The following is a 23,167-nucleotide window of genomic DNA, read 5'->3' on the forward strand; positions in this document are numbered from 1 at the left end:
AATACACTCATGAAACCTGGGGTTCCTATGATGTTGAGAGAAGAATTAATTGAAAGAATTAAGGTGCCTGTGGCGAAATGACAACCCGGAAGAGCGTCTTAAAGAAATCTGTAACAAGTTTCTTACTGACAGTTGACAGTTTTAACTCGCCATTGTCAGAATAAAATATTTCGCGGATCAGTGAAGGATTGTTGTCCTCCATTTCAGCTGCAACGCCTGGTGTTACTGCGTCTGCAGGAGCGGCAATAACCACCTTCTTTTCACCTTCTCTGGATTTTTCCGCATTCTTCTTGGCATGTGAAGCCTCGATCCTCGACATAAACTGGCGAGTCTCGGCCTGAAAGGTTTGGGAAAAAAGAATGATGACAGCGGCAAGAATACCACCAGTAAGCATCAAATTCCTCAAAAAAGCCTTTCTTTTCATAATTTCCCCTCAGGGGAATGCAAAGGTAAAAATTGAAGGTTGAATTGCAACTGACGAAAACGAGGGGGAAATCTCTACAGAAGGGTCTTTAAATATCCTACCAAAACGAGAAGTGCCTGATCGAAGTGGCGGTTGTTTGGAATCACAAGATCACAGTTGTATTTCAATGGCTCAATCAGTGATTCGTAAACGGGCATCACATGATGCTGATAACGATACAAAACATCGTCAAGATCATACCCACGCTCTACCTGATCACGACGTATCCTTCTTCCAAGCTTTACATGATCCTTTGCTTCCACAAAAATTTTCAAATCAAGCTCCTGAGATATCTCTTCGAAATACTGAACAAACAATCCTTCCACCACAAGGATAGGTGCAGCTTTGAAGGTGAGCATTCTGGGTTCTGCGGCAGGATTATTAAAAGTATATTCTTTCTTTATAACATCACGACCAGCTTTCAATTGAATAAGGTCCTGACGAAAAGTTTCTCTGTCGATCGATTCAGGAAGGTCAAAATTTTTGACGCCATTCTCATCGATGGGTTGCTCACTGCGAAGCTTGTAATAATTATCCTGAGAAATAAGACAAAGTTCATTGGAAGTAAAAGAGGATGAAAGTCCTTGCAGGAAGAAAGTCTTTCCTGATCCGCTTCCGCCGGTAATGCCAATGGTGAAGGGTTTCTTCATTTTGAATTCAATATTACAAATTCAAACCGATTTCCAGCAGACTTTGACTCATCAGAAGAGAGAAACAATTGAATTTCTAATCCTTTAATTCCAATAGAAACTTGGCAAGCTTCTGAACGGCAATTGCCCGGTGGCTAATCTGATTTTTTTCCTGCATCGTCATTTCCGCAAGAGTTTTGGAATATCCATCAGGAAGAAAAACAGGATCGTACCCAAAACCTCCCTTTCCCTTTCTTTCATGGGTGATGATGCCTTTCACAATCCCTTCAAAGAGAACCTCTTCATTTGAAAGTCTGAGTGAGATCACAGTTTTAAACTGCGCATTGCGGTGGATTGACTCACCAAGATTTTTTAGGAGAAGCGAAATGTTTTCTTCACTGTTTCTTTCTGGCCCGGCATAACGGGCTGAATAAACGCCGGGAGCTCCATTAAGAATCGTTACTTCCAATCCTGTGTCATCAGCAAAACAAGGAGTGTGATAGTTATCCCAGACGTATTTGGATTTCTGACTCGCATTGCCTTCAATCGTGCTTTGCGTTTCGGGAAGATCTTCCCTGCATCCGATGTTTTCTAATGTTACTAATTCAATTGCATCACCAAGAACAGCCATCACTTCTTCTAATTTGTGATGGTTGTTCGTGGCGAAACAAATCCTATATGGCATTCAGCATTCTCAGTTTTGGAACGCCAGTAATTCTACGTCGAATACAAGAACGGAATTGGCAGGAATCGATGTGCCTTGGGCAACTGATCCATAGGCCAATCCTGATGGAACATACAATTTCGCAGTAGTTCCGTTTGGCAATTTGGGGAATGCGATCTGCCAGCCGAGAATCAATCCCGATAAGGTAAACGTCGCACCCGTGCTTGAGTCAAAGGTTGTTCCGGCAAGAACCCCCGTATTAAGAAGAACCCTTCCGGAATAGGCCACCGCGATCTTACTATTCACGCATGGAGATTGACCTGTACCCTGGGAGATGATCTGATATCTGAGACCAGTAGGATCCTGAATAGCAACAATATTATTGGCGGTCAGATAATTATCAATTCTTTGAATATCTGTCGCCAATTGAGTTTTTGGCACTGCATCCAATCTTGCTTGCGCAACATCCTTGATACAAACAAAGGCATCTGTGCTGCAATTGAATAACCCTGCAAAAAGTCCTATGAAAGCGAACTGAATAATCCTTCTCATGACAATCGTCTATTTAAAATCTATTAACTCAATTTCAAAAACAAGATTAGCATTCGCTGGAATATTTGGAGGTGCACCTGTTGCTCCGTAACCAAGGCTGGATGGAATGTAAATAGTTGCCTTAGTTCCTTTCGCTAATAAAGGAAAAGCAATCTGCCATCCCTTAACAAGACCAGCCAAAGGATATTCAAGAGGTCCCGCATCAAACTCGGTACCATCGCTCAAAAGTGTTCCTCTGTATTTTGCAATCACCGTACTAGACAGAGAAGGTTTCTCTCCAGTGCCCTGCACATGAATAACATAGCGTACGCCACTGGTTGCCTTCAGAGCAACAATTTTCTTTTCAGCGAGATAGTTATCGATCGCAACTGAATCAATAGCCAGCTGAGCATTGGCCAATTGCTTGCTCTTCTCCATTTCCTTAGCCTGAAACTCAGATTGCAATTTATTAACACCATCGCGATCTGTTATTTCGATAATACCAAAAAGGAATGTCAGTTTTTCGTCAGGCTTAATGGTTGGCGGCATCGGCTGACCATCAAACAATGTCTTTGCATCCATCTTGAACAAAAGACTATCTCCTTTTTTCATTACACGGAAAGTGCTTTCAATTCCCTTTTCAGATTTGATAAGAGAAGTGTCTCCTACTGGAATAATAAGAGGTATTCCACGCTTGCGTGTGTCAGCCCATACAGAATCCTTGGAATCCTTGTATAGCATGTTCATCACGATGAATTGACCAGGTTCAGCAAATTTGCCATCCCCATCCTTCACAACTTCCATCTCAAGCCCGTTTGGAGCTTTGCGCGTCTTTGAACAGGCACTGCACAGGATAACAGCAGCTATTAATAAATAAGAAAATTTCATGGTGCTTAAATTGTATTTGGTTTTAAATGATAACTAGTTCTACGATTTTAATTTTGATTCATATTCCGGGAGAATGGATAAAAATTTCTGCAGGGTTGCCTCCAGTGAAAGTCTGGACATCCCACCTGATGCATTTTTGTGTCCTCCTCCTTCGAAATGTTTTCGCGCCATTTCGTTCACAGAGAAATCTCCAAGCGAACGGAATGATAATTTAATTTCTTCCTTGCGATCGTACATAAGAACAGAAAGTTTAATGCCTTTGATCGATAAGCCCCAGTTCACCAAACCTTCTGTATCTCCCGTCTGTGAACCAAATTGCTTTAGCTCCTGTGACGTCAGCATGATGTAGGCTGTATTGTACTGTGGTAAAACCTGAAGTTTCTGACTTAATACAAATCCGGTAAGTTTCAAACGCTCAAAAGAGTTCGTGTCGTATACCTGTTTGGCAACATCACTTGGATTTGCTCCACGTCCTGTGAGTTCTGAAGCAATCAAAAATTCCGTTTGAGTTGTATTGGAATGACGAAATCCACCCGTATCTGTCATGATTCCTGCATATAGACAGTTGGCAATATCAGAGTCGACAAGATTTTTCTCTCCTAATTGTTCGATCAGCTGAAATACCAGGCCTGCGGTGGAGGCCGCTGTTGGATCCCACTGCTCAAAATCCGCGAATTTCTCTGGCTCAAGGTGGTGGTCGATCAGAACCTTTGTCCCTTTTGCATTTCTTATACTTTCCGACAGTGAGTTGATCCTTGAAAGGCTTGAAAAATCAAGGCAAAAAAGAACTTCAGCTTTGGAAATAGCTTCCTTCGCCTTTTTGAAAGGCTCCTCAGACTCATTAGAAAGGGCAATTACATCTTCATTTCCAGGCATCCACAATAAAAACGCTGGATAGTCGCTTGGGGAAATGACTGTCACTTTATGACCTTTCTTTTTAAGAAATCCTGACAATCCAAGCGAAGAACCCAATGCATCAGCATCTGGCTTGAAATGCGTGATGATGATCACGTTTTTGGGAGCGCTAATAAGGGCTTTGAAAGCCTGGATATTTTCCATCAGGGGGGCAAAAATGAAAATAAATGAGGGCTATTGCAATGAAGGAATCTATTATGGAGACCAATGACTGATTTCTTGCCTTCTTTTGATAGTTTTGCGCCCGAAAATCAACCATTCAAACTCAATAAAAATGTCAGGAAACAGAACCTTTACCATGATTAAGCCCGATGCGGTGATTGCCGGAAATACCGGAGGCATTACCAAAATGATCGAGGCTGCTGGTTTTAAAATTATTGCCATGAAAAAAACACGCCTTTCAGCAGAGCTGGCAGGTAAGTTTTATGAAATTCACAAGGCGCGCCCATTCTATGGGGAACTTGTTTCTTACATGTCGTCCGGATCAATTGTTCCCATGATCCTTGAAAAAGATAACGCTGTGGAAGATTTTCGTAAGCTCATCGGTGCAACCGATCCTAAAAAAGCTGAGGCAGGAACTATTCGTGCTGTGTTTGCAAAATCAATTGATGCAAATGCCATTCACGGATCTGATTCTGATGCCAATGCTGAGATAGAATCTAATTTCTTCTTCTCTCAGTTCGAGCGCTTTTAATATTGCTTTCTGATCGTTCTTTGATTGGGCATAGCCCATTTTCCTGTTATTTATTTGCCACGCATCCCGAACGGATCGTGGCAAATTTTGTTTACTGAACCAGTATCAATCTTCTTCTCTATATATGAACATCAATCCTCACTATTCAGAAAAATTCGAATCCCGCCATATCGGACCGGACGCAAAGCAGATCGCAGAGATGCTGAAGGTTGTTAAAGCTCCATCAGTCGATGCTTTGATTGACCAAACCGTTCCGGCCAATATCAGGTTGAAGAATCCACTAAACCTTCCACCAGCAAAATCTGAATTTGAGTTCCTGAAAGAGTTTAAAAAAATCGCGTCCAAGAATAAGATTTTCAAATCATTCCTGGGAACAGGATACTATAACACCATCACTCCGGGAGTGATTCTGAGAAACATTCTCGAAAACCCGGGATGGTACACAGCCTACACTCCTTATCAGGCTGAAATTGCCCAGGGTCGATTGGAGGCTTTGATCAATTTTCAAACAATGGTAATCGATCTTACCGGTATGCAAATCGCTAATGCTTCCTTACTTGACGAGGCAACTGCTGCTGCTGAAGCTATGCACTTGTTGTATGCTTCCCGCAAGAACAACAAGAAGAATGCTCTCAAATTTTTTGTAGATAAAAATGTATTTCCTCAGACGATCGATCTATTAAAGACACGTTCTGGTCCATTAGGTATTGAACTGATCATCGGTGATATTGAAAAACTTGATGTTACGGATGCCGATTTGTTTGCAGTATACATTCAAAATCCAAACAATAACGGTGCAATAAAAGATTTTACAAACTTCATTGCTTCTGCTCATGAGAAAGAAGTCTTTGTAGTGATGGGTACAGATCTTATGAGTCTGATATTAATGAAGTCTCCAGGAGAAATGGGCGCTGACATTGCTGTGGGATCTTCACAACGCTTTGGAGTGCCTATGGGTTTTGGCGGACCTCACGCCGCATTCTTTGCTACCCGTGACGAGTTTAAAAGGTTAATCCCTGGTCGTCTGATCGGAGCTTCGATCGATGCAAAGGGAAATCATGGATATCGCATGGCACTTCAAACACGCGAACAACACATTCGTCGCGAGAAGGCTACATCAAACATTTGTACTGCACAGGTTCTATTGTCAGTGATGGCAGGAATGTATGCAGTATATCATGGACCAGAAGGCATGAAGAAGATTGCCGGAAGAATTCATGGTCTTGCCATTATGCTTGATAATGGATTAAAAGAAATGGGATTAAAACAAGTGAACGAGTATTTCTTCGACACTTTAAAAATTTCAGTTGAAGATGTTCACGCTATTGAACGTGAAGCCGTAAATCATGAACTCAATTTCCGTTATTTTCAGGATGGACATGTCGGCATCTCCCTGGATGAAACCACTTCGGTAGATGATGTCAATAAGGTTCTGTCAGTAATTGCTTCTGCTGCACATAAAACCTCTGTCTCTGCAGAATCCTGGTCAAAGAGCAAAGGAGTTTCATGGCCCTCACCATTGATCAGAAGTTCTTCATTTTTAACTCATCCTGTTTTCAATTCTCATCATAGCGAACATGAAATGCTTCGTTACATTAAGAAGCTTGAGAACAAAGATCTTTCTATGGTTCATTCGATGATCTCATTAGGATCATGTACAATGAAGCTGAATGCAACCGCTGAGATGATTCCCGTTACATGGCCTGAGCTTGGTCAGATACATCCCTTTGCACCTGCTAATCAGGCAAAAGGTTACAGTGAAATGATTCTGCACCTGGAAGAATGGTTAAAAGAGATCACAGGATTTACAGGAGTTTCTCTCCAACCTAATAGTGGAGCTCAGGGTGAATACGCTGGCTTACTGGTGATCCGCGCTTATCATCAGAATCGCGGTGACATGCATCGCAATATTTCATTGATACCTGCTTCTGCTCATGGAACGAATCCTGCGAGCGCGGTAATGGCAGGAATGGATGTTGTTGTCGTAAAATCAGATGAAGAAGGAAAAATTGATGTTGCTGATCTGAAAGCTAAAGCGGAACAATATAAAGACAAGCTTTCCTGTTTGATGGTGACTTATCCCTCCACTCACGGTGTGTTTGAAGAATCTATTGTTGAAATCTGTGAGACAATCCATTCTCATGGCGGTCTTGTGTATATGGATGGTGCAAATATGAATGCACAGGTCGGACTTACATCTCCCGCTAACATTGGAGCTGATGTGTGTCACCTTAATCTTCACAAAACTTTCTGTATTCCACACGGTGGAGGTGGCCCAGGAATGGGACCTATCTGCGTGAATGATAAATTGAAACCATTTCTTCCAGGACATGCTGTTGTAAAAACAGGCGGCCAACAGGCAATCACAGCAGTATCTGCAGCACCATGGGGAAGCGCAAGTATTCTTGCAATCTCTTATGCATACATCGCAATGATGGGCGGAGAAGGATTAACAAATGCAACAAAGCTTGCTATTCTTAACGCAAACTATATTAAGGAAAAGCTGAATGGTCATTATAAGATTCTCTATACAGGATCTCAGGGACGTTGTGCTCATGAGATGATCGTTGACTGTCGTGACTTTAAAAAGTCCGGAGTGGAAGTTGAAGACATTGCAAAACGATTGATGGATTATGGATTCCATGCACCAACAGTTTCATTCCCTGTAGCTGGTACATTGATGATCGAGCCGACAGAAAGCGAACCAAAGGAGGAGCTTGATAAATTCTGCAACGCATTGATTGAGATCAGAAATGAAATCCGTGAGATTGAAGAAGGTAAGGCTGATAAAGAAGTCAACGTATTAAAAAATGCTCCTCACACAGCAGCAGTCATTACCGCCGATGAGTGGACGCTTCCATACTCAAGACAGAAGGCAGCATATCCACTTCCTTTCGTAAAGGATGCTAAATTCTGGCCAAGCGTTGCCCGCATTGATAATGCTTACGGAGATAGAAATCTTGTTTGCAGCTGTCTTCCGATTGAAGAATATCAGTAAACTTTGAAAATGCCAAAAAATGAAAATATCCCTGCAGAGCAATTTGCAGGGATATTTTTTTATAAATCACGTCATTCGGGTAAGTGTCCTTAAAACCCGAAGTTGTTCCTTTCGTTAAAGATCCATTATGAAAACACTCCTCATTGCTCTTCTCCTATTAAGCGTTTCCATCTGCCAGGGGCAGGGGAATCCTGATCTTCAGTCCATGATAAATACTGAACGTGCTTTCGCTAAGATGGCAAAGGATCAAAATCAGCGAGATGCTTTTCTTTTTTATCTCACAGAAGATGCAGTGACTTCGGGCCCACAAGGACCTGTCATCGGTAAGGAAAAAATCAGACAACAAAAAATTGGAAATGGTTGGCTGAAGTGGGATGTGGCATTTTCTGATATCGCTACATCCGGAGATTTTGGTTACAATACAGGACCGTGGGAATTTCGCGCGAATAAAACGGATGAGAAGCCAGTTGCTTTTGGTGAATTCAATTCCATCTGGAAAAAACAAAAGGATGGTAGCTGGAAAAATGTTTTAGATATTGGAATTGCTCATAAAAAAGGACCTTCTGTTGATTCGATCAAGCTTTCAACCTCAAAAATAATTACTGGTTTTCCCAGAGCGATAATAAGCGGTAATCCTATGATGGTGGAAGAAAATAAATTTCTGACCGCTCAGTCAACTGGTGTCAAATCAGCGTATGAAAAATATCTTTCGAAAGAAGCACGTCTGAACCATTCGGGTCGACTTGCCCTTGTCAACACTGAGGAAAAGCAGAAATTTTTATCTGAAACGGAATTATTATCAAAGGTTGAACCTATGGGAAGTGATTTATCATCTTCAGGGGATCTTGGCTACGTTTATGGAAAGGCCGTCATTGAAATAAATTCCAATGGAAAAACTGAAAATAAAATCGCAACCTACTTCCGTGTCTGGAAGAGAGAAGGTGATTCAAATGTCAGACATTCCGGAGATTGGAAAATTGTGCTGGATGTACTGACGTACTAAAGACTATTTTAATCCGTAGACATCAATCAGATATACCATCGCCGCCATTGACGCTGCGCCAAGCTCCAGCTCGCGCTTATCAATCTTATCAAACGTATCTTCCTTAGTGTGATGATAGCTGAAGTAGCGTTGTGAGTCAGGAAGTAATTCCATTACTGGCACTCCCTGTTTCGACAACGGGCCAATATCTGCGCCACCCCCTTCTTTGCCAAAATCGTAAAGTCCGTATGGTTCGAGTAGAGGCCTCCAGCTTTGAATCTTTTTCCTTACAGCATCAGGAGCGGTCATCGTGAAACCTCTCGGTGTGAATCCGCCGCGATCTGATTCAATTGCAGCAATGTGCTTCTCATTATTCTTTTCTGCAAGCTCCGCATACTTCAATCCACCACGCAAACCGTTTTCCTCATTCATAAACATGACTGCACGAATGGTCCGCTTGGGTTTATAGCCCATCGTCTTGAATATTCGCAACACCTCGATGGATTGAACTACACCACTTCCGTCATCGTGTGCTCCCTGGGCAAGATCCCATGAATCAAGATGACCACCCACAACAATGATCTCATCTTTATATTCACCACCTCTGATCTCCCCTACCACATTAAAAGAAGGAGCATCCGGAAGAATTTCACAATGTGATTCTATATAAAACTGAAGTGTCTTATCATCTTTTAAAGCTTTGCTCAAAAGATCTGCATGCTTTGTTGCCACAGCAATAGCAGGAATTTTTGCAACGGCAGGATTGTAACGCACACCACCTGTATGAGGATAATCTTCACTGTTGATACCCATGGAGCGAACAATAACAGCAATTGCACCATACTTCGATGCTTCCGAGGCACCTCCTCCACGTTGATTCACCGCACCACTGTAAGCATCAAATGCATCTACCTGTTTTGGATCCATTGGCCTGTTGAAAAAAACTATTTTCCCCTGAATATTCTTAATCCCAAGCTGCGCCAACTCTTCAAAGCTTTTTACTTCGATCACAGTACCTACAATTCCTGCAGGACCAGTACCAATAGATCCCCCCAACGCACATACATTAAGTTCTACCGTCCCCATCTTTCTCGAATTGACGATTCTCCCAATTTCTTTTTGACCACGAACCCAATGCGGCACCATCACAGGCTGTAGCCATACGGAATCAAATCCAAAATCTTCCATCACGTGTCTGCTCCACTCTACTCCTGCCGCCGCTCCTGGCGAACCACTAAGGCGTTGGCCGATCTTTGTTGTTAAATACTCAAGCATGGAATACGATTTTCCATCTTCCAGTGCTGCATTATAAATTTGACGAATAGAAGCTTCGTCATTTGTTTGAGCAAAGCCCGCTTGTAAAAGGACAACAAAGAGGAGAGTGATGAGGATTTTCATAATGATTTTAAAATGACAGAAATAGAATGTCCTAAATAATTAGGGACGAATTCAAAAATAAAGAAATTTCAATAAGGTCAGATTAAAATCTGACAAATGAATTGAATGCGTCAAATGCTGCATTTCGAGAAAGGGCGGAAAGGTAAAAACTGATACTTGTTATATCACATTTCAAAATTGACTAAGCAGGCTCTCAAGAACTTTCCTTACGTCAAAATTGTAATACCTTTTCAAAGCATTAACTTCGTACAGATATGGCTTTTTTGTTTGATTCTTTTGAGGGGTGGAAACAATACAGCGAGGAGAAAAAACTATCTCTCGTACAGGTTGTATTGGAATATGAGCAAACGCAGAAAGGAAGGACCGAAAATCAAATCTGGGAACAGCTCGGAACTGCATGGACCGTCATGAAAGATGCCGTTCGCACAGGATTGGAAGAGGAAATGATTTCGCGTTCCGGAATGATCAATAATGGAGCGAAGAAAGTTTACAGGTATCCTACCGCCGTTCTCTCAAAAGAATTTCAGAATTTAATTTCACGGGCTCTCGCTGCCAAGGAGGTAAATTCCTGCATGGGAAGAATTGTAGCAGCACCCACAGCCGGAGCCAGTGGCATCATGCCAGGAGTTCTGTACACTCTTCAGGAAATACATCATGTATCTGATAAAAAAATTCTTGAAGCAATGTTGCTCGCTGCTGGTATTGCTTTGATCATGGAACAAAAGGCTTCTATCTCTGGAGCGGTTGGTGGTTGTCAGGCAGAAACAGGAACGGCCGCCGCCATGGGCTCAGGAGGCATAGTTTATTGTCTTGATGGTAATACAGATCAGATTTTCAATGCTGTTGCCATTACCGTTCAGTGTATGCTGGGACTTGTTTGCGATCCGGTTGCTGGTTTAGTTGAAGTTCCTTGCGTGGTTCGCAATGCAAGCGCCGCCGCAATCGCCAATAGCTCTGCTCAAATTGCCATTGCTGATGTTAGTAGTGTTATTCCTGTAGACGAAGTGATTGCTGCTATGGGTGAAATCGGCGCAAGCATGGAAACACGGTATAAGGAAACAGCACTTGGTGGATTGGCTGCCACGCCTACCGCCCAACGTATTGCAAAGAAAGTTTTGATAAGGGATATTGAAATGCTGCCGGATGAAGGCGTGAACTAAAGACTTTTACTAGAGCCTCACGGTGTAATAAAATCAGGAATCACCTCCGCACCTACAAAATAAATGATGCTGCTAAAGATCAAAGCCCAGGACACTGCGCTGATCAGCATGTAAAATAAAATCTTTTCTTTCGTGTATCCGGAACTCAAAGCGAGAATCGTACCGCCAATCGGCGTTAGAAAAAGTGGAGTAAAAAAAGCAATACCCGTTAAGCCATACTTTTTCCAGAACTCCGAATAATCCTTGGCTTTTGCTTTTCGCTTTCGCTTAAAAATTTTACGATAGACATTTAACTTGAACCAGATGCCAATTTTTCGTAAGAAACTTTTAGCAGCCTTAACCCAGGACCATTTCTTCATTTTTTCGATAACCCTGGTTTTGATCCATTCACCAAAATAAGTAACAGCCACAACGCTAGTCATCATTCCACCAATCGTCACGAGTACTGTGGTTATAATATGAAGCTTTGCACCAAACCCAGTGATGGGTCCAAAAATAAATTTGAGCATGCTCAGCAGGTATACCGGAACAGCTTTCAATAATTCTTCTCCCATGAATCGCTAATGTCTCATTATTTGTATCAAGACTTTGGCTGAACCGCCAACTCATAGGCCTGACGATAGTGCTTGATCAATGTCTTCCAATCAAATGCGGAAGAGTAGTTCTCTACGTTGTTTCGCTGCATAATCCTTTCACGTCTCGACTGCGTAATAAATTTATACAGGGAAGTAGCAAGGTGGCGCGCGCTCCAGTCAAATGTCCTTTTGCCTCGTTCCACCACAAACATTCCGTTCTTTTCATAGTCAGGAAAATTGTGCGTCAGATAATCACCAAATCCAGACAAGTCGCTCGTTACAGAAGGAACTCCGCTTGCCATACACTCCAGCGGAGTATATCCCCACGGTTCGTAGTAGCTGGGGAAAACTCCAAGGTGACAGCCTCTTACGAATTGTCCGTAATCCATTCCAAACAATGGATTAGTAGAAGTAATGAAGTCAGGATGGTAAACGATTTTCACTTTATCCTCCGGTCTGTTCAACAGGTTCCTTCTTACCAGAAACTGTAATATCTCATCATTCTCTTCATTGACAAGCTTGTGCGTTACCACTAATGGCAGCCTGTTGTTTTTCCAGCTTTGAATCGTTCGGCGATAGCGAAGTTTCCAATAGTCATTTACAAAATCATTAAGATTCGGAAGTCGGTTATCCTGACGAGTGGTGGATGCGTAAAATAATCCCTTTCCGATCTCTTTCTCAATCGCCTCACACGTCTGACGGATTTCTTCCATAATTGCGCGTGACTGCAATACCTCTGGTTTTATACTGTAAAATTCCCGTTTGGTGATAAAGAACATTACCACCGTGAGATCAACTTTCTCTGCTTTCAGTTTTTCATTAAGATGCCAGAGGGCTTCCAGAGTAAGATCAAATCCCTTGTTCTTGTATTCGTATCGACCTGAAGTAAAAAGATAAAGTGTTTTATCAAGATCAAAAGTGTAGGACTGAAAGAAATGCCCCATGATAAATTCATGTATCTCCTTCTTGTAATGAGCATGAAGATTTTGAAACTCGTGCAGCGCTTCAAACCTTTCAATATTCAATCCATTTGGAACAATTACTTCCGGCTTTCTTTTCAGAAGATGCTTACACTCACGGGCAGTTACATCACTGACTGTTGTGAATACATCACAGCTTTGGGCACAGGCATACTCGATTGATTCCTCAGTAGCTACTCCAAATTTTTTGGCTTCAGTTTCATGATTGAAGAACGGCAGGTGAGCATAAAATAGCGGTGAGTTGATTGCAAGATGACGCCCTAATTGAGTTGCATGAGTTGTAAAGACAGTCTTTACTGGCATTTTCTCCTTCTTGATATCCAGGATCGGCAATCCCGCCATCCATTCATGAAAATGAGCAATGATCGGCAAGGTGCCATCTGAAAGTTTTACCAATTCATCAAAGAATAATTTTGTGAGATGAGCGAAAGCAACCACCTGATTGATCAATGGATTCTGCTCAGGAGTGCTGATCCCATAATTTTTCCACAACAAATACTTAATTACACCTAACGCTTTGTCTTCAATAACATTGGGATTGAGCAGGACAACACGAGGCTTACCGGTAATCAGCCATTCTGCATAGTGAACATCATAGCCACGCTTGCGCAAATTGGCGGCGGCCTGACCAAACACATCCTCAACATCATCCAACGGCTCAAGCTCCGCCTGAATATTCTTTCCCATATAGGGCCCGATCATGCAAAATGATCCATTTACATTCTCCGCCATTGCAGGAGCCTTGGACCGAATAACAGTATAGATACCTCCTACCTGATTGCAAACTTCCCAAGCAACTTCAACAAGAAGTGATTTTGGAAATTCATTTGGTTTAGTTGCCTGAGCCATGCTTTGAGATATACGATCAAATTATAAAAAACTGAGCCAACTATAGTGATGAAACTATGAAGCACTCTTTCAATTATTCTGATAAAGTAAGTCATTTTGGCGCAAATCAATCGTTTTCGAAAGAAAATCCGGACAAAATTTCTTTAAAAGTCATAAGATATGAATTGGCCATTATTTTGACTGAAAGGACGTGGAGGCTATATCAATATGAACATTGAAAAATTCACAATAAAATCACAAGAGGCTTTACAGAAGTCTGCTCAAATCGCGACGGAACGTCAGCAACAAGCGATCGAACCAGCGCATATTCTGAGAGCGATTCTTGATACCGATGAGAATGTTGTCGATTATCTCATTAAAAAATTAAATGTCAATGGAACCATTCTGGAAAATAAGCTGGAAGAAATTCTCAAAAGCTATCCAAAACAAACAGGTGGATCTCAGCCTTATTTATCACCGACAGCCAATACCGTTTTAACGCAAGCTGAAAAAGAGTTAAGTCAATTTAAAGATGAATACATCTCCATCGAGCATTTGCTTCTGGCATTACTCGCAACAAAGGATAAAGTGTCTTCTCTTTTGAAAGATACAGGCTTTGCCAAACAGGAATTAATAAAAGCAATCCAGGAACTTCGTGGTGGCTCAAGCGTAACGGATCAGAATGCAGAAGGAAAATACAAATCACTTGAACGTTACTCCAAAAACTTAAACGATCTCGCCAAGAAAGGAAAGATCGATCCCGTTATCGGGCGTGATGAAGAAATCAGAAGAGTACTTCAGATTCTTGCACGTCGTACGAAAAACAATCCAATACTTTTGGGAGAACCCGGTGTTGGTAAGACTGCCATTGTAGAAGGTATGGCTCAGCGTATCGTCAATGGCGATGTTCCCGAAAATCTGAAAGGAAAAATTCTTGTCTCCCTTGACATGGGATTACTTGTAGCTGGCGCGAAATACAAAGGAGAATTTGAAGAACGTCTTAAAGCTGTGATTAAAGAAGTTACCGATTCAGCGGGACAGATCATTCTCTTCATTGATGAAATTCATACACTGATTGGTGCGGGAGGTGGCGAAGGTGCCATGGACGCTGCCAATTTATTAAAGCCAGCATTAGCCCGCGGCGAACTTCATGCTATTGGTGCAACTACCTTAAAAGAATATCAGAAATATATTGAAAAGGATAAGGCTCTTGAAAGAAGATTTCAGTCAGTCATTGTCGATGAGCCTTCAACGGACGATTCTATCTCCATTCTTCGCGGTATAAAAGACAAATATGAATTACATCATGGAGTTCGAATCAAAGATGATGCGGTGATCGCCGCGGTAGAATTATCACATCGCTACATTTCCGATCGCTTTCTCCCTGACAAGGCTATCGACTTAATGGATGAAGCTGCTTCCAAGTTAAGGATTGAGATGGACTCTATGCCCGAAGAGCTTGATGAGCTCAATAGAAGGATCATGCAACTGGAAATTGAACGTGAAGCAATTCGCAGAGAAAAAAATCGCGATAAAGAAACGGTTCTCAGTAAAGACATCGCAGAGCTTTCTGAGAAAAGAAATGATCTGAAAGCAAAGTGGGAGAGCGAAAAAGAAGTTGTGCATGGAATTCAAAAAGAAAAAGAAGCCATTGATAAATTAAAGTTCGAGGCAGATCAAGCGGAGAAGGCAGGGGACTACGGTCGTGTTGCTGAGATTCGGTATGGAAAAATAACAGAAGCCGAGAAGCGATTACAAATCCTTCAGGATAAAGTAAAATCCATGCAAAGCGCAGGTACTTTATTAAAAGAAGAAGTTGATAGTGAAGACATCGCTGAAATTGTGGCGAAGTGGACTGGAATTCCTGTTTCAAAAATGCTGCAAAGCGAACGGGAAAAATTACTAAACCTGGAAGAGGAGCTTGGAAAAAGAGTGGCAGGTCAGGAAGAAGCGATTCGCGCTTTATCTGATGCCGTCAGAAGAAGTCGTGCAGGATTGCAAGATCCAAAGCGCCCCATTGGCTCGTTTATATTCATGGGTACGACTGGCGTTGGTAAGACAGAGCTTTCAAAAGCATTGGCAGAATATCTCTTCAATGATGAAAATTCCATGGTTCGCATTGATATGAGTGAATATCAGGAACGTCATAGTGTTAGTCGCCTCGTGGGCGCACCTCCGGGATATGTTGGATATGACGAAGGAGGTCAATTGACTGAGGCTGTAAGAAGAAAGCCGTATTCCGTCGTGCTGTTGGATGAGATTGAAAAGGCTCATTCGGATGTCTTTAATATACTTTTGCAGGTTCTGGATGAAGGCAGGCTGACAGACAACAAAGGTCGAGTGGCTAATTTCAAGAACACAATTATTATTATGACAACGAATACAGGCGCTCACCTGATTCAGGAGAATTTCGAGAAAATCACGGATGAGAATTATTTTGATGTGATCGAGGAAACTAAAGAGCAGGTATTACAGTTATTGAGGCAGAACGTTCGCCCGGAGTTTATCAATCGTGTCGATGAAATAGTGATGTTCCGACCGCTGGTAAAAAAGGATGTGAGGAAGATTGTGGGAATCCAGGTAGATATGATAAAAAAGAGGCTTGGACAATCAGGAATTCAACTAGAGGTGTCAGAAGCAGCTTTGGATCGTCTCGCCAAATTGGGGTATGATCCTCAATACGGAGCAAGGCCTTTGAAGAGAGTTGTACAGAGGGAAATATTAAACGAGCTGTCGAAACAAATTCTGGCAGGAAAAATAAATAAAGACGCAGTGATTCACGTTGATATGAAGAACGATGTCGAGTTTGAGTTCATCAACACTGAATCTGAAGCGGCATTAAAATAGTGAAGTTGGTTTGTGTTGCTCAGCCGCAGGGCTGAGAGTTTTTTGGTCTGCGTTTGCATCATGCAAAGTGGGCAAGGGGTTGGGCACAGCTGAGGAGCTGTGCCCTTTTCTTTTTAATATCAGTCTATACTCCTTCCTCAATATGGAATACTTTCTTGAGTCTATCCTGGCCTTTTCGATCCATCAGCATTAGCAAATAGTCACCACCATTGATAACCATATTGCCTTCCGGATTTTTATGCATGATTCGTTTGCCATTGGTAATTTTTACAATTCCAATAAGAACAACATTACATTGCTTTTTCAAATCAAAAAATGCTTTCTCGTAAGGCATGTTGATAAGTGGATTTGAACCCATGATCAGGAATTCCTTCATATCGTACTCATGATCCTCATGCGCGAAAGCAATGATTTCTTCACTGAGTATAGCGACATCAGGTTCATAGATATAGCTGGCGAGAAGCTTGGAGGATATTTCATTCTTGGAAATCGCATAGGTGATGCCAGCATTCACGAAAGTGCTCTTAAGATTTCCATTATCAAGGGTTACCACATAATTCAGGTCACTGAAGTGCTTCTTTATGTTAATGATATAAACAAGCTTTTCAGTATCGTCATTCAGGTTGATGAAAACGACAGAAGCTTCCTTAAGATTTGATTTTTCAAGTAGTTCAAAATTATTGTAATCTGAGTACAGGATGTAAACTGTTTCCTGTTGATAGTATTCACGAATGATGTCAATGCTGGCGCGGTCTTTCGTAATAATCGCAACTTGCCGGCCGGCTGCCACCAAATGACTAATCACTGACTGGCCAAATTCATTCCATCCGATCATCACCACATGGTTTTTGAACTGCGTACCATTGAGGCCGAGTTCTTTTTGTTCTTTCAATGTGCTCATAAAATTTGCGATCTGTCCAATAATAAAACCATATACACCCAAGCTTGACAACAGGAAAACAAAGCCAATCATCCGGCCCCAGTAAGTTACCGGCAGAGCATCACCATATCCGACAGTAGTCAGTGTCTCCACCAGATACCACATTGCATCCTGAAGCGTATTGATTTTGCTATCAGGCTCTCCTGATTCGAGATCTAATAATAATGTAATAAAAGAGCCGTAAACTACTACCAATAGAAGCACGGTAAGGATGGCCTTGCGATAATTCGGTTGCTTCATAGGGGTTGCAAAGAATTCGAAAACTAAAGGAAAAGAGTTGAGAATACAAAATTACTGAGCAGGACAGGCTTGAAGGGCGTTGGTAACTTGTTTTATTTCAATCATACCTTTTTCATGACCCCAGCTATTATAAATATATGTAGCGATTTCAGCTATTTCGAGTTCTGTTAACTCCGTAACCCCAGGCATTGGTTGATGATAAGACTTGCCATTCACAATCATCTCTCCCGTTTTACCGTTCTTCATCATACATAGAACTTCATCGAAATTCTTATCCATATAATCTGAAGGTGACAAAGGCGGATATACTAAACCAAGTCCTTTTCCATCCTTGTGATGACAATTGCTGCAGTTATTAAGATAGAGCTGCTCTCCCTCAACAAAGTATTGTTTGAATTTAGAATCGGCATCGGAACACGAGGTGATAAACACTAAAAGCGTAAAGAAGAAAAGAATAGCAGATCTCATTCCTCGCGCAATCTTTGAATGTCAACTACCAGGCGGTCAACATCATCTTCCTTTGTTCCATCATACTTTCCTCTGATCCTGCCCTTCTTGTCAATCAAAAGAAAAGCTCCGCTATGAATAAATCCATCCGGAACTGTCTTGTCTTCCATTGCTGTTGCGAAATAGCTGGTCTGGGCAACTTTATAAATTGAATCCTTAACACCTGTGACAAAATGCCAGCGATTACTTTCCACTCCAAGTCTTCCCGCAAAGTCGCGTAGCAGCGCCACTGTATCGTATTCCGGATCAATGGTATGTGACAGAATTAAAACATCCGGCATTTTCTCCGTTGCCTCATAAACCCTTAACATCTGCGTTTTCATGATCGGACAAATCGTGCGGCAGGTGGTGAAGAAAAAATCAGCAACGTATATCTTATCCCTGAATGTGTCATTTGTGATCACATTGCTATCCTGATCAGTAAAACTAAACGGCGCAATTTTATGATACACGGTATCCGTTCCCTCCACTATCCTTTCGCCAAAAATAGGAAGCGCTTCTTTTTTCTGACCACAAGCCAGAAGTAAAAAGCCAAACATCAAAAACTGGGCACTATTTAAAAATAATTTCATCTCCCTCTTTTATTTCATTTTGATCAACCGGAACACTATTCAATCCAAAATATATTTTACTGTCTCTTTTGCGATAGTTGGAAAGTGTCAGCAAAGGTTCTCTCCCCTTCTCAGCAGTGTCCTGATTGATGGTTGTAAGAATGCATCTTGCGCATGGCTTGATTCCTACAAACCGATTACTACCTACTGTAAAATCTTTCCATTGATCCTCTTCGAAAGCTTCTCCCCCGGTAAAGACCAGGTTGGGACGAAAACGATTCATCGGAACAGGGTCTTCCAAACGCTCATTGAGATCATTCAATGAAGATTGCCCCACAACGAGCAGTGGATAAGCATCGGCAAGACTTACCTGCTCATTATTTACTCTGAACTTCTCATCAATAAGCCGCTGATTCTCCTCCGGAAAAAAAACCAATTTGCAATTCAGTCCCAGGCGCTCAGAAAACCATCGGCTTGATTCTTCACTCACTTCAAAAGCCTTCATCCGATCATCCCAAACCTGAACATCCAACGGGGTATCTATTACCTGATGATGGAGTGGCAGGATATGAGAATCTGTTTTGAATTGAATTTTAAATCCGTTCTCAACAAAAGACAACTTGAATAGTGCCATACTATGGCAAATTCTTTGTGTCATGAACATATTATTTTCATCCACAAGCATCCATCTTCGGTCATATCGAAGACCTTTTCCCATTACCTGAGAGGATTTCAACCTGATTCCACCCAGCGATTTCACGGGGTAAATCCATATTTCCGTAAGAATGCGTTTATTCATGAAACAAAACCTGTTGTAAAGTCTTTATACAACAAAGATCAGAATTAACTTTAGAGAAAGAAAGAATTTAAGGAATGGGTAAGGAATCAGCACTCTGGTATTTTGAAAGCGTCGACCTTTACGACGTGCTGTGTCCGCATAAAGTGAAAGTGATGGGCGATAAGCACACTTTTCACTTCTTCAAGAAAGATGAATTCATCTATTTCCCTGATGAGGTGGCAACACACATCTATATGATCGCTGAGGGACGTGTGCGCATTGGACATTATCTTGAAGATGGGAAGGAAGTAATCAATGCCATTCTTTCTACGGGAGAGATCTTTGGCGAACTCGCATTGGCTGGCGAAGAAAGACGTCGCGACTTTGCCCAATCCATGGATGATAAAACTTCAGTTTGCCCATTGAGCATCGAAGATCTCAAAGCACTGATGTATGGAAATCAGGAACTAAGTTTCAAAATGCTGAAGCTTGTGGGGTTGAGATTGATCAAGCTTGAGCGAAAACTGGAATTACTTGTCTTTAAAGATGCACGCACGCGCATTATTGAATTCCTGAAAGACACCGCCTCCTGGAAAGGCAGGAAAGTCGGATTTGAAACATTGATTCCTACCCGGCTTACACATAAAGATATCGCATCACTGACCGGAACTTCCCGTCAGACTGTAACCACAATTCTAAATGAGCTGAAAGATCAAAACCTGATCAACTTTGACAGAAGAAGGATCTTAATACGCGACCTTGGATCTCTAAAATAGAGAGATCTTAATACATCTTCTCATAGTATTCCTCTGCCATGCGATTTGAATCAAACTCCGGAATAACTTCTTTCCAGCTTTGACGAAGAATCTTATACCATTTGTCAGGCTTATCGTAATACATTGGAATGATTTCATTTTCCAGAACATCATACATCCGCTCCGCCTCAATCACATCCTGTTGAATTTCCGGCAAGGCGCGATCGGCAGCATCAATAGAAAAGCAATTCTTTCCATGCTTGGCAAATTCCGGAACCCAACCATCAGGAATGGAAAAATTAATGCTTCCGTTCATAGCCGCTGTCATTCCTGAAGTGCCTGATGCTTCACGGTAAAGCTTCGGATTGTTCAACCATATATCAGAGCCTCTCTTTAATAATGCAGACAAGCCAAGTTCATACCCAGTTAATATTGTGCAGTTAGGAAGCGCCTTCGTTTTCCAGTAAATGTCATTGAATATTTCAATCGATCCCGTATCACCCGGATAAGGTTTTCCTGCCCAGATGATCTGAACCGGTTGAGATGTGTTATTAACTATCTTGAGAAAGCGATCCAGGTCTTTCATTAAAAGGTTAGCTCTTTTATACCCAGCAAACCTTCTTGCCCATACAATCGTCAGAACATTTTCATCAAATCTTTTTCCGGATTGATTAGCCACTACTTCAAACAAGCGACGCTTCATCTCCTTCTTACGCTTGGTTACTGCATCAATTGAATCTTTCTCTAATGCACCTTCAAGCTTCTTATCTTTCCAATAAGTATGATTCTGAGCATTCGTAACTGCTTTGATCTCGCAGATATTTGAAAAATCCTTCCACATATCGCGGGATACCTGTCCATGCAATTGCGATACACCATTGGCAACTTTCGCCATGCGAAGCGCCGCAAGTGTATAGTTAAGCACTTTACTCTCAGGCTCAATCAGTGTCATGTAATCCTCTTTCGAAACGCCATCAAAGAAACTCATGCCTTCCAAAACGGTAACCGCATGCTCTTCATTGCCGGCAACTTCGGGTGTGTGCGTCGTGAATACAACACGTTTCTTTACTTCGTTAATGTCTTTATACTTATTCCATAGATGAAAACATAATGGCAACGCATGTCCTTCATTCATGTGATAGATCTCTGTTTCACGACCCAGGATGTCCAGCAACTTTGCTCCACCGTATCCCAAAAGATTAGATTGAGCAATACGCGAACTTTCATGAGGATCGTACAATCGTTCTGTAATGGTTTGAGCAAGGTGATCGTTTTCAGGTAAATCTGTTGTTAATAAAAACAGCGGTGCAGTATTGAATACCTCGGGTTTGAGCAACATGGCTTTTACATGAACAACGTGCTCATGTATAGTGATCGGAAATACAATGCCGGTATCAACTAAGAAAGAATAGTTCTTTTCAATGAAGCTTGCCTTCATAGTACCATCGCGATTTCTTTCCTGATCGTAGTATCCATACTTCCACAGGATCCCGATGCCGATGAAATTTTGCTTCAGCTCAAATGCACTGCGCATGTGTGAGCCCGCAAGGAAGCCAAGTCCTCCACTATAGATTTTCAGTGACTGATCGATGGCAAACTCCATCGAGAAATAGGCAACCGGTTTTGAGAATTTTTTATCAAACGCGTAAGGAAACAGTTCACTAAGATTCATGGGGTATTTTAAAAGGCTGCCAAACTAGTAAAACCACAGTAAAGTAGGCGACTCAATTATTATACGAATTTAAAAAGTAGAAATGCAATCGTTTGAAATATGATGAATGGTATTTTTTTACAAGTATTTCATTGTGATTATGACCGTTTTTTTCAATGGCATCACCACTTTTGCTTTTTCAAAAGATGGTGGCCCGAACTTTCCCATCGCATCATTGGAAAATCCAAAACCCTCTTTCGGAATTCCAATAAGATTGGCATTAAGCTTTCCATCACCGTTTTCATCATGAAAAACAGAAACCGCATAGTCTCCGGCAGGAATATTTTTAAAGACAACTTTCATATTGCCCTCTGCCGCCTTTGGGGTATTTCCCTTCCATATCTCCTTTGTAAAAGTCTTTTCGCTGTTGAATAATCCTACCATCAATACACCTTTCGAATTTTTAACATTCTTAATCTCAACTTCCAAATCCTGCGCAAACATCAAATGTATATTTAGAAAGAGTCCAAAGAGTACAAGGATATGGTTCATTTGTTCCAATTTATGGTGTCTGGGAGGTTTTGATACAACAGGGTTAATACATTTATTATGCCATCCATGTCAAGTGATCAGTTAACAAGCCATTAACAAGTTTTTTGGCGCCTGATTGATTATTTTTAGTATCCTTTTTTAACTATTTAACATGGCTTCTTTAAATCTAAAAATCAACAACAAAGCTTACACAATTGATGCCGATCCCAAGATGCCTTTGCTCTGGGCGATCCGCGATGTTGTAGGACTTACCGGCACCAAGTACGGATGTGGCATTGCTCAATGTGGCGCCTGCACCGTTCATCTTGAGGGGAAACCAATTCGATCCTGTTCAATTCCCGTTTCTGTCGCAGCAAATAAAAACATTACAACTATTGAAGGCATATCGGAAGACAATTCACATCCGGTTCAGGTGGCCTGGATTCAGGAGCAGGTTCCTCAATGTGGTTATTGTCAAAGCGGTCAGATCATGGCTGCTTCTGCTTTGTTAAAAGGCAACGCCAATCCAACTGACAAAGACATTGATACAGCCATGCAAGGTCATATCTGCAGATGCGGAACATATCCGCGCATTCGTAAAGCCATTAAAACTGCTTCTGTTCTGATGTCACAAAAAGCCTCCGCTAAATAAAGAGATTCAT

The 23,167-nt window shown here is 41.6% G+C and carries 22 protein-coding genes; 7 read left to right on the forward strand and 15 right to left on the reverse strand.

Features of this window, described 5'->3' with window-relative positions; translation table 11 throughout:
* Window positions 1-58: 58 nt before the first annotated feature.
* The 6 genes from HOP08_06820 to HOP08_06845 form a co-directional block, all read right to left on the reverse strand.
* A complete protein-coding gene (locus HOP08_06820; protein ID NOT74623.1) occupies window positions 59-424 on the reverse strand; it encodes a hypothetical protein in 366 nt (121 codons plus the stop codon).
* A gap of 74 nt (window positions 425-498) precedes the next feature.
* Window positions 499-1,113, reverse strand: a complete 615-nt coding sequence (locus tag HOP08_06825) for a uridine kinase (protein NOT74624.1) — start codon at window positions 1,111-1,113, stop codon at window positions 499-501.
* Between the two features lie 76 nt (window positions 1,114-1,189).
* Complete coding sequence (locus HOP08_06830) at window positions 1,190-1,777, reverse strand: non-canonical purine NTP diphosphatase (GenBank protein ID NOT74625.1); 588 nt, start codon at window positions 1,775-1,777, stop codon at window positions 1,190-1,192.
* Between the two features lie 9 nt (window positions 1,778-1,786).
* Window positions 1,787-2,308, reverse strand: a complete 522-nt coding sequence (locus HOP08_06835) for a hypothetical protein (protein ID NOT74626.1) — start codon at window positions 2,306-2,308, stop codon at window positions 1,787-1,789.
* Between the two features lie 9 nt (window positions 2,309-2,317).
* Window positions 2,318-3,175, reverse strand: coding sequence for a hypothetical protein (locus tag HOP08_06840; protein NOT74627.1), 858 nt, complete (start codon window positions 3,173-3,175; stop codon window positions 2,318-2,320).
* Between the two features lie 39 nt (window positions 3,176-3,214).
* Window positions 3,215-4,234 carry a bifunctional oligoribonuclease/PAP phosphatase NrnA gene (locus HOP08_06845; protein ID NOT74628.1) on the reverse strand — a complete coding sequence of 340 codons (1,020 nt, stop codon included), beginning with the start codon at window positions 4,232-4,234 and terminating at the stop codon, window positions 3,215-3,217.
* 130 nt (window positions 4,235-4,364) lie between these two features.
* Here HOP08_06845 and ndk point away from each other — a divergent pair, with 130 nt between their 5' ends.
* From ndk to HOP08_06860, 3 genes are all read left to right on the forward strand, one after another.
* On the forward strand, window positions 4,365-4,784 hold the full coding sequence (gene ndk, locus HOP08_06850; protein NOT74629.1) for a nucleoside-diphosphate kinase: 420 nt from the start codon (window positions 4,365-4,367) through the stop codon (window positions 4,782-4,784).
* Between the two features lie 124 nt (window positions 4,785-4,908).
* A complete protein-coding gene (gene gcvP / locus HOP08_06855) occupies window positions 4,909-7,782 on the forward strand; it encodes an aminomethyl-transferring glycine dehydrogenase (GenBank protein ID NOT74630.1) in 2,874 nt (957 codons plus the stop codon).
* A 127-nt stretch (window positions 7,783-7,909) separates the two neighbouring features.
* A complete protein-coding gene (locus HOP08_06860) occupies window positions 7,910-8,785 on the forward strand; it encodes a nuclear transport factor 2 family protein (GenBank protein NOT74631.1) in 876 nt (291 codons plus the stop codon).
* Between the two features lie 3 nt (window positions 8,786-8,788).
* On the opposite strand, the gene HOP08_06865 is transcribed toward HOP08_06860, so the two are convergent.
* A complete protein-coding gene (locus HOP08_06865; protein ID NOT74632.1) occupies window positions 8,789-10,165 on the reverse strand; it encodes a M20/M25/M40 family metallo-hydrolase in 1,377 nt (458 codons plus the stop codon).
* Between the two features lie 251 nt (window positions 10,166-10,416).
* On the opposite strand from HOP08_06865, the gene sdaAA reads away from it, so the two are divergent.
* Window positions 10,417-11,322 (forward strand): L-serine ammonia-lyase, iron-sulfur-dependent, subunit alpha, encoded by a 906-nt coding sequence (gene sdaAA / locus HOP08_06870; protein ID NOT74633.1) that lies wholly within the window; start codon window positions 10,417-10,419, stop codon window positions 11,320-11,322.
* Between the two features lie 17 nt (window positions 11,323-11,339).
* Here the strand turns inward: sdaAA and HOP08_06875 are convergent, their stop codons facing one another.
* Window positions 11,340-11,876, reverse strand: a complete 537-nt coding sequence (locus HOP08_06875) for a hypothetical protein (protein NOT74634.1) — start codon at window positions 11,874-11,876, stop codon at window positions 11,340-11,342.
* 26 nt (window positions 11,877-11,902) lie between these two features.
* Window positions 11,903-13,726, reverse strand: a complete 1,824-nt coding sequence (locus tag HOP08_06880; GenBank protein NOT74635.1) for a glycosyltransferase — start codon at window positions 13,724-13,726, stop codon at window positions 11,903-11,905.
* Window positions 13,727-13,933: 207 nt separating this feature from the next.
* On the opposite strand from HOP08_06880, the gene clpB reads away from it, so the two are divergent.
* Complete coding sequence (clpB, locus tag HOP08_06885; GenBank protein ID NOT74636.1) at window positions 13,934-16,552, forward strand: ATP-dependent chaperone ClpB; 2,619 nt, start codon at window positions 13,934-13,936, stop codon at window positions 16,550-16,552.
* A gap of 124 nt (window positions 16,553-16,676) precedes the next feature.
* Here the strand turns inward: clpB and HOP08_06890 are convergent, their stop codons facing one another.
* From HOP08_06890 to HOP08_06905, 4 genes are read right to left on the reverse strand one after another with little or no spacing between them, the layout of a single operon-like run.
* Window positions 16,677-17,732: a potassium channel protein gene (locus HOP08_06890; GenBank protein NOT74637.1), complete on the reverse strand. Its 1,056-nt coding sequence runs from the start codon at window positions 17,730-17,732 to the stop codon at window positions 16,677-16,679.
* Window positions 17,733-17,783: 51 nt separating this feature from the next.
* Window positions 17,784-18,200, reverse strand: a complete 417-nt coding sequence (locus tag HOP08_06895) for a cytochrome c (protein NOT74638.1) — start codon at window positions 18,198-18,200, stop codon at window positions 17,784-17,786.
* A complete protein-coding gene (locus HOP08_06900; GenBank protein ID NOT74639.1) occupies window positions 18,197-18,811 on the reverse strand; it encodes an SCO family protein in 615 nt (204 codons plus the stop codon). Before HOP08_06900 ends, HOP08_06895 begins: the two co-directional genes overlap by 4 nt.
* Complete coding sequence (locus HOP08_06905; GenBank protein NOT74640.1) at window positions 18,792-19,589, reverse strand: MOSC domain-containing protein; 798 nt, start codon at window positions 19,587-19,589, stop codon at window positions 18,792-18,794. Before HOP08_06905 ends, HOP08_06900 begins: the two co-directional genes overlap by 20 nt.
* Window positions 19,590-19,663: 74 nt before the next feature.
* On the opposite strand from HOP08_06905, the gene HOP08_06910 reads away from it, so the two are divergent.
* On the forward strand, window positions 19,664-20,344 hold the full coding sequence (locus tag HOP08_06910; protein ID NOT74641.1) for a Crp/Fnr family transcriptional regulator: 681 nt from the start codon (window positions 19,664-19,666) through the stop codon (window positions 20,342-20,344).
* 7 nt (window positions 20,345-20,351) lie between these two features.
* Here HOP08_06910 and glgP read toward each other — a convergent pair whose 3' ends face one another.
* Entirely contained in the window at window positions 20,352-21,995 is a 1,644-nt protein-coding gene (gene glgP, locus HOP08_06915; protein ID NOT74642.1) for an alpha-glucan family phosphorylase, read from the reverse strand.
* A gap of 117 nt (window positions 21,996-22,112) precedes the next feature.
* Window positions 22,113-22,526 (reverse strand): DUF2141 domain-containing protein, encoded by a 414-nt coding sequence (locus HOP08_06920; GenBank protein NOT74643.1) that lies wholly within the window; start codon window positions 22,524-22,526, stop codon window positions 22,113-22,115.
* 151 nt (window positions 22,527-22,677) lie between these two features.
* Here HOP08_06920 and HOP08_06925 point away from each other — a divergent pair, with 151 nt between their 5' ends.
* Window positions 22,678-23,157 carry a (2Fe-2S)-binding protein gene (locus HOP08_06925; protein ID NOT74644.1) on the forward strand — a complete coding sequence of 160 codons (480 nt, stop codon included), beginning with the start codon at window positions 22,678-22,680 and terminating at the stop codon, window positions 23,155-23,157.
* The last annotated feature ends 10 nt before the right edge of the window (window positions 23,158-23,167 follow it).

The sequence above is a fragment of the Cyclobacteriaceae bacterium genome (assembly GCA_013141055.1).
Classification (GTDB): domain Bacteria; phylum Bacteroidota; class Bacteroidia; order Cytophagales; family Cyclobacteriaceae; genus ELB16-189.

Excerpts from the sequence above, each read along its gene's own strand:
- HOP08_06880 (NOT74635.1), bottom strand. The coding sequence starts at position 13,726 with ATGGCTCAGGCAACTAAACCAAATGAATTTCCAAAATCACTTCTTGTT.
- HOP08_06835 (NOT74626.1), bottom strand. The coding sequence starts at position 2,308 with ATGAGAAGGATTATTCAGTTCGCTTTCATAGGACTTTTTGCAGGGTTA.
- HOP08_06845 (NOT74628.1), bottom strand. The coding sequence starts at position 4,234 with ATGGAAAATATCCAGGCTTTCAAAGCCCTTATTAGCGCTCCCAAAAAC.
- HOP08_06890 (NOT74637.1), bottom strand. The coding sequence starts at position 17,732 with ATGAAGCAACCGAATTATCGCAAGGCCATCCTTACCGTGCTTCTATTG.
- clpB (NOT74636.1), top strand. The coding sequence starts at position 13,934 with ATGAACATTGAAAAATTCACAATAAAATCACAAGAGGCTTTACAGAAG.
- sdaAA (NOT74633.1), top strand. The coding sequence starts at position 10,417 with ATGGCTTTTTTGTTTGATTCTTTTGAGGGGTGGAAACAATACAGCGAG.
- HOP08_06895 (NOT74638.1), bottom strand. The coding sequence starts at position 18,200 with ATGAGATCTGCTATTCTTTTCTTCTTTACGCTTTTAGTGTTTATCACC.
- glgP (NOT74642.1), bottom strand. The coding sequence starts at position 21,995 with ATGAATCTTAGTGAACTGTTTCCTTACGCGTTTGATAAAAAATTCTCA.
- HOP08_06860 (NOT74631.1), top strand. The coding sequence starts at position 7,910 with ATGAAAACACTCCTCATTGCTCTTCTCCTATTAAGCGTTTCCATCTGC.
- HOP08_06910 (NOT74641.1), top strand. The coding sequence starts at position 19,664 with ATGGGTAAGGAATCAGCACTCTGGTATTTTGAAAGCGTCGACCTTTAC.
- HOP08_06875 (NOT74634.1), bottom strand. The coding sequence starts at position 11,876 with ATGGGAGAAGAATTATTGAAAGCTGTTCCGGTATACCTGCTGAGCATG.
- HOP08_06900 (NOT74639.1), bottom strand. The coding sequence starts at position 18,811 with ATGAAATTATTTTTAAATAGTGCCCAGTTTTTGATGTTTGGCTTTTTA.
- HOP08_06830 (NOT74625.1), bottom strand. The coding sequence starts at position 1,777 with ATGCCATATAGGATTTGTTTCGCCACGAACAACCATCACAAATTAGAA.
- HOP08_06820 (NOT74623.1), bottom strand. The coding sequence starts at position 424 with ATGAAAAGAAAGGCTTTTTTGAGGAATTTGATGCTTACTGGTGGTATT.
- ndk (NOT74629.1), top strand. The coding sequence starts at position 4,365 with ATGTCAGGAAACAGAACCTTTACCATGATTAAGCCCGATGCGGTGATT.
- HOP08_06825 (NOT74624.1), bottom strand. The coding sequence starts at position 1,113 with ATGAAGAAACCCTTCACCATTGGCATTACCGGCGGAAGCGGATCAGGA.
- HOP08_06840 (NOT74627.1), bottom strand. The coding sequence starts at position 3,175 with ATGAAATTTTCTTATTTATTAATAGCTGCTGTTATCCTGTGCAGTGCC.
- gcvP (NOT74630.1), top strand. The coding sequence starts at position 4,909 with ATGAACATCAATCCTCACTATTCAGAAAAATTCGAATCCCGCCATATC.
- HOP08_06925 (NOT74644.1), top strand. The coding sequence starts at position 22,678 with ATGGCTTCTTTAAATCTAAAAATCAACAACAAAGCTTACACAATTGAT.
- HOP08_06920 (NOT74643.1), bottom strand. The coding sequence starts at position 22,526 with ATGAACCATATCCTTGTACTCTTTGGACTCTTTCTAAATATACATTTG.
- HOP08_06905 (NOT74640.1), bottom strand. The coding sequence starts at position 19,589 with ATGAATAAACGCATTCTTACGGAAATATGGATTTACCCCGTGAAATCG.